The sequence below is a fragment of the candidate division TA06 bacterium genome (assembly GCA_016208585.1).
Classification (GTDB): Bacteria; Edwardsbacteria; AC1; order AC1; family EtOH8; genus UBA5202.
The window spans coordinates 1-6,160 of sequence record JACQXR010000130.1 but is presented as its reverse complement, the minus strand read 5'-3'; the positions used below and the strand labels follow the sequence as shown (position 1 = coordinate 6,160).

At 49.9% G+C, this 6,160-nt stretch carries 6 protein-coding genes and 1 pseudogene; 2 read left to right on the top strand and 5 right to left on the bottom strand.

What is annotated here, in order from left to right:
* On the bottom strand, positions 1–141 hold a 141-nt coding region (locus HY768_09715), incomplete at its 3' end, for an isochorismatase family protein (GenBank protein MBI4727473.1).
* Between the two features lie 150 nt (positions 142–291).
* Between HY768_09715 and HY768_09710 the strand changes: the two are divergent.
* Positions 292–1,458: pseudogene (locus HY768_09710) on the top strand (IS4 family transposase).
* Positions 1,459–1,790: 332 nt separating this feature from the next.
* Here HY768_09710 and HY768_09705 read toward each other — a convergent pair.
* Together HY768_09705 and HY768_09700 are read right to left on the bottom strand one after the other, a co-directional pair.
* Positions 1,791–2,366 carry a LemA family protein gene (locus HY768_09705; GenBank protein ID MBI4727472.1) on the bottom strand — a complete coding sequence of 192 codons (576 nt, stop codon included), beginning with the start codon at positions 2,364–2,366 and terminating at the stop codon, positions 1,791–1,793.
* Between the two features lie 66 nt (positions 2,367–2,432).
* Positions 2,433–3,428 (bottom strand): hypothetical protein, encoded by a 996-nt coding sequence (locus HY768_09700; GenBank protein MBI4727471.1) that lies wholly within the window; start codon positions 3,426–3,428, stop codon positions 2,433–2,435.
* 158 nt (positions 3,429–3,586) lie between these two features.
* Here HY768_09700 and HY768_09695 point away from each other — a divergent pair, with 158 nt between their 5' ends.
* Positions 3,587–4,105: an IS4 family transposase gene (locus HY768_09695; GenBank protein ID MBI4727470.1), complete on the top strand. Its 519-nt coding sequence runs from the start codon at positions 3,587–3,589 to the stop codon at positions 4,103–4,105.
* Between the two features lie 466 nt (positions 4,106–4,571).
* Here the strand turns inward: HY768_09695 and HY768_09690 are convergent, their stop codons facing one another.
* Both HY768_09690 and HY768_09685 read right to left on the bottom strand, forming a co-directional pair.
* A complete protein-coding gene (locus tag HY768_09690) occupies positions 4,572–5,276 on the bottom strand; it encodes an ABC transporter ATP-binding protein (GenBank protein MBI4727469.1) in 705 nt (234 codons plus the stop codon).
* Between the two features lie 329 nt (positions 5,277–5,605).
* Entirely contained in the window at positions 5,606–6,037 is a 432-nt protein-coding gene (locus tag HY768_09685) for a hypothetical protein (protein MBI4727468.1), read from the bottom strand.
* Positions 6,038–6,160 lie beyond the last annotated feature (123 nt).

Below are 6,160 nucleotides of genomic sequence, written 5' to 3'. Positions count from 1 at the left end.
GTTGTGGGCTTGGGCCAAAGCGATCAACCGGTTCACCCGCGGCAGTACTTTCTTGGAAGCCTTGAGATACGTCGGCGAGGCCGGGTTGAAAAAATAATTCTGGCAGTCTATTACCAGCAGGGCTGTGTTAGTATGTTTCATCAGTAGTGTCCGGTCATTGATTTTAAAATAATTTGCAACTATATGTAAAGCAAAGGATAGGGGCGCAGAAATAGTTTTTTCGATTTGAACTCGAACAAGCATTTCAGATGTTCTATAATGGTCCTCAAACAACAATGAGGGCAGAACATCATGAATGCCGGCAAAATAATCTTTGCGCAATTACTTGACCATTTGCCCCGATACGAGTTTAACAAATGCGTGGGCCGTTATAAGGGCAACTATAAAGTATCTCGCTTTTCATGCTGGGATCATTTGCTGAGCCTAACCTTTGCTCAGTTAACATAGCGTCAGAGCCTGCGGGATATCGAAACCAGTTTAAACTCACATCGTCAGAAACTATACCACATTGGATTCAGAGGCATCATCTCACGGTCGACAGTGGCTGATGCCAATGAACAACGGGATTATAGAATCTATCAGGATTTCGGATATCTTTTGATAGAGACCGCACGCCGGTTGTATCAGGACGAAGACTTGGGTTTAGACTGGAAACAGACCGTCTATGCGTTGGATTCAACAACCATCGACCTGTGTTTGTCTACCTTTCCGTGGGCTCATTATAAACGGACTAAATCTGCCATCAAGATGCACACCCAGCTGAACCTCCGAGGGGCAATCCCTCATTTCATCGGCTTGACCAACGGAAACGTGAATGATTGCCGAATGATGGACGAACTGGAATGGGAATCAGATTCCATTACTTCAATGGACCGTGGCTACACCGACTTTGCCCGATGGTACCAGATTCATTTGTCTTCAGCTTTTTTTGTCATCAAAGCCAAAAAGAACCTCCGAATCAATAGAATCAAATCGAATCTTGTCGATAAAACAACCGGAGTGCAGGCTGATCAAATCGTGGTGCTCGCAAATAAAAAATCACGGTCACATTATCCAGAAAACCTCCGCCGGGTGCGGTTCTATAACAAAGAAGAAAATAAACGGGTGGTTTTGCTTACCAACCATTTTGGCATCGATGCCAAGACTGTCGCCGACATATACAAATCACGCTGGAAGGTGGAGTTGTTTTTTAAATGGATCAAACAGCATCTTAAAATTAAAACCTTCTACGGCACTTCGCCCAACGCCGTTAAGACCCAAATCTGGACCGCACTCACCATGTATCTCCTGGTTGCCATTGTCAAGAAACGGCTCGCGATCCCCGGCGATTTACACACATTTTTACAGATTTTAGAAGTCAATCTATTTGAGAAAAGGCCCATTTTACAGGTGTTTCAAGATGCTACCAAACAAGAACCGGTGGGTCAATATCATAACCAATTGCAATTCTTAGAGTAATAACCGGACACTACTGATGTTTCATAAGAACTCCTATAGCCACCAAGACACCACCCATTAAAAGGCACAAGGCACAGGAAACAGCTTTATTAATGGGAACTAGGGTTTGTGCCTTTGTCTTTGTGGTTATGTAAAAAAGAACCACCCAAACCGGAAACCCCGGTCTTTGTGGTTCTTGGCTCGCCTACGCAGAAATTGCAAATGCAAGCGGGCGGCTTCGGCGGATTTCGCCGAAGCAGAAGCCGTTGCAAAGTTCATGTTCGCAAAGGCTCCACAAAACCTTATTACATGACCGAGTTTGATTATATATCAGGGGAACGCCCGGTGTCAAGCTATTTTGGCATATTGAAACTGATGTCCGGGGATTTCTTCTCGGCCTCGGCCACCTGGTACATCTCGCGTTCCATATAGCCCATCATGTTGGCCACGATCATGTCCGGGAACTGACGGATCCGGGTATTGAAGATGGCCACCGACTCGTTGTAGAACTCGCGGCGGTCGGCGATCTGGTTCTCCAGCGCGGTCACCCGGCCCTGGAGGTGGACGAAGTTCTGGTCGGTCTTTAGCTGGGGATAGTTCTCGGCCACCGCGAACAGGGTTTTCAATGCCCCGGCCATGTCCGAGCTGGCCTGGGCCATGGCCCCCGGGGTCTTGGCGTCCATGAATTTGGTGCGGGCCGAGATCACCTTTTCCAGGGTCTCCTTCTCGTACTGCATGTAGCCTTCGCAGATCTTGACTAATTTGGGGATCTCGTCAAAGCGCTGTTTTTCCATCACCTCGATGTTGCCCCAGGCCTTGTCGATGTTGACCTTCACCTGGATCAGCTGGTTGTAGATGCTGATCAGGTAACCGATAACGCCCGCCAACAGGAGGCCGATGACGATCAACGGAAGTATCACTACGGTCATTTTGGTCTCCTTAAAAAATGTTTATGTTTTCAAATGCCATTAGATTTGGCCGAAACGGACATTTGGTCATTGAACGAATTTTTTCAGGAGCAGGTAGGCCATCCAGAGGATCAGCCCGCTTCCGGAGGCAAAAGAAAGCGTAGCGCATATTTTTTTGTTTTTTATTACCTGGCGCTCGTCCTGGTCGGAGATGATCATGATATTGTTGGACGGGTCCCGGGTGATCACTACGTCGTCCTCCACCTGCTGGGGTTTTTCCAGCTGTTCCTTTAAAAGGTCCTGCTCAGCCTGCTGGCGGGCCATCTCCCACTCGTCGCAGTCTATCTGGCCGTCGCCGTCCAGGTCGAACTTCTTGAGCCGCTCCTTGTCCTCCTTGATGGCCTTGAGTTTCTCCGCCACTTTAAACTTGTGGTCCTCAAAGGCGCTCTTCCATTTTTTGACGGTGCCGATGGCGTAAACCGTATCGCTGGGAACTATGTACCATTCGGTATAGCGCATCTTCTGGCCTCCGAAAATGGACGGGGGACTGTAAGTGCGGGCCCGTCCGCTGGAAATAATGTCGGTGCCGGTGTACTTGTAATCGGAAGACAGATGCAGTTCGGCCTCCACCGGGTCCACCAGGATCTTGCCGGTTTCGTCCTCCACGTAGAAAAAATTGGTGGAACAACCCTCGTTGACCACCTTCCAATGGCTGTTCTTGCCTCCCTGGACGTATTTTTCCACCAGGAACTTATAATAAACGCAGTCCGTGGTGGTCAGCGGACTTTTCAGCCAGACATAGGGAGCAGCCTTTCCCTTGACCTCGGATAGGCCCATGGCGGCCGAGCGGGCCTTGGAGCGGGGGATATTCTCCATCAGCCGCTTCTGCCGCAGCAGTTCAAATCCCAGGGTGAATATCAGCACGCCCAGCACCAATCCCAAAAGCGGCAGGACTATCGAGAAAAAAGCATAGGCCCTGAACCCCCCCCCTCCTCTCATTACCACCAAAATAAGCATATACAGGCCGAATCCCAGGAAAGCAAAGGCCTGGAAGGCCTGGCGCCGGTTGTCTCTGAAGTACATGGTTATTTTTTGAAGCGGATGCACTGACTTTTGGAAAATAGATATTGGGAATTATCAGTAGTGTCCGGATGTTTTCGTAAAAGAGTCGTGTAACGCATTGATAAACAGTTGGCTACAGGACAAACGAAGCGTAATCGTTTCGGACAACCAAGGCCGGCATCAAACTCCACCCCCTGCTGGACCTGCACGGCAATATCCCAAGCTTTGTGCGCATCACCGCTGCCGATGTTCACGAAGTCAACATCCTCGATGAGCTGATACCAGAGCCCGGTTCTTATTATGTGATGGACCGGGGATACATTGATTTCGAGCGGCTCCATAGGATCCACCGGGAAAATGCATACTTTGTCATCCGGGCCAAGTCAAACCTTAGGTTCCACCGGATATACTCACATCCGATCAAACAGGAGTCCGGTCTGATCTGTGATCAAACCATCGTGTTGGACAGCGATCACTCTTCCCAGGGATATCCCGACAAACTGCGGCGGGTCAAATACTATGAACGTGAAACCGGTCAACGGCTGACGTTCTTAACCAACAATTTTGAAATCCCGGCCTTGACCATTGCTGCCATCTACAAATGCCGCTGGCAAATCGAACTGTTCTTCAAATGGATCAAGCAGCATCTACGGATCAAAGCATTCTATGGCACCAGCAGCAATGCCATACACACCTAGATATGGATCGCCATCACAGTCTATGTCCTGGTAGCCATCGTCAGAAAGCGCCTTCGCTTGAAAACAGACCCCTACACAATTTTACAAATTTTATCGGTCACGTGTGGCGAGAAAACGCCCATTTTACAGGCCTTGGCGCAGGTTGACTACAATTTGAATCCGGCTCATTTCCCTAACCAGTTGCAGTTGTTTGACTAATATCCGGACAGTAATGGTAGTATACCACAAAATTCATATAAAGTGAACAGTATTGTGGCTAAAGCCAAATAAATATCGTTACAAGGGCGCCACGACCTAAAGGTCGTGGTAATAGAGTATAGTTATCCTGTCAAGGCCAATCTACACAATTTAACCCTTCGTTAAACCCAGTTTGACGGGGGTCAGGCCGGGCACGGAAATATTTTATCAACTAAAAAAGCGGCCGTCTTAAAAAGGCAGCCGCTCTTTTTTGTCCACTGTCTGAGTCCTAGGCCCCCAAATAGCTGGACTGCACCTTGGGGTTATTCAACAACTCCGGGCCACCGCCCGCCAGTATGATATTCCCGGTTTCGAGCAGATATCCCCTGTCGGCGATCTCCAGCGAACGGCGGGCGTTCTGTTCCACCAGCAACATCGCTATGCCCTGGCGGCGGATCTCCAGGATGGTCTGAAATATTTTATCCACCACAATCGGAGCCAGCCCCAGGCTAGGCTCATCCAACAGCAGCAGCTTGGGACTGGCCATCAGGCCGCGCCCCAGAGCCAGCATCTGCTGTTCACCGCCGGAAAGCGTGCCGCCGTTCTGGTTTTTCCGCTCCGCCAGTTTGGGAAAAAGCTGGAACACCTGTTCCCGGGCCTGAATTTTCAATCCTAAGTTTTGGGCAGAGTAAGCCCCCATCTCCAGATTTTCCTGCACGGTCAGCCCGGGGAAAATCCTTCGGCCCTCAGGCACCTGTACCAGGCCCATCTTTACCCGGTCCTGGGCTGGGATCTGGGAAATGTCCCGGCCGTTAAACAGTATGCTGCCGGCGGCCAAAGGAATCAAGCCGGAGACGGCGGCCAGAGAGGTGGTCTTGCCGGCCCCGTTGGATCCCAGCAGAGCCACGATCTCGCCGGTTCCGACCTCAAACGAAATGCCGTGCAAAACCTGAAGGTTTCCGTATGCCGTTTTAATGTTTTGTGCGTTTAGCATCAAGGCTAAAATTCGTAATAGTTCAGGCCACCAAGCATGCCCTGAGACCTTCGATTAACTCAGGATAAATTCCATCGAACGGACACCAAGGCAGACCCAGAGATTATATTTTGACAGGATACGCAGAAATAACAAAATTATTCATCTTCAAACTCTCATAAATATTGACCACGGCAGGCATGGCATTTGTTCTGGCTACCGGCGGGAACGGGGGCCGGATAACGCCTCGGGGTTTAACCCAAGAGTCTGTAAAAGGGCAATATATTTCCATAACCACATAACATCTGGAACGAGACTTATACAGTCCCCCAACGACATAAACCAAGCCGTTAACGGTTTGAGCGGTAAGGCTCCATCTTGGTCTGGTCATCGGTCTTTTGAAGACCCAGCTGTTGTTGGCCGGATGAAATTCTTCGGTAGTCCCGATGATGGAGTCGGCCTAGTTTTTCCCCCCCGATGGCATAGATGCGGTTGTTGAAATAAGCGGCCGCCAGTTCGTAACAGGGGGTGGGCATTGAGGCTTTGCTGTTCCAGGAATTGAGGGCCGGATCATATTCCTGAACGGTACTGGTGGCCAGATTGTTTTCATCCAGCCCGCCGATGACGTAGATTTTGTTGTCGGCCCTGACGGTGGTAAAGCCGCGCCGGGCCAGGGGCATGGGCGCCCGCAGGAACCAAGGGCTTTCGCGGGTGGTGAACCGGGCAACCGGGCCGGCGCTAACGGTCCCATGATTGTCGATGGCGGTTATACTAAAATGCATTCGATATATTATCAATAATCCAATCAAAGCCGATTAAACCTTTGACGCTTTTGTGATCGTTTTCCAAAGTAACCAGGGAATCAACCAGAGTATCTTCCACCGCAGCCATACTATTGAATACCC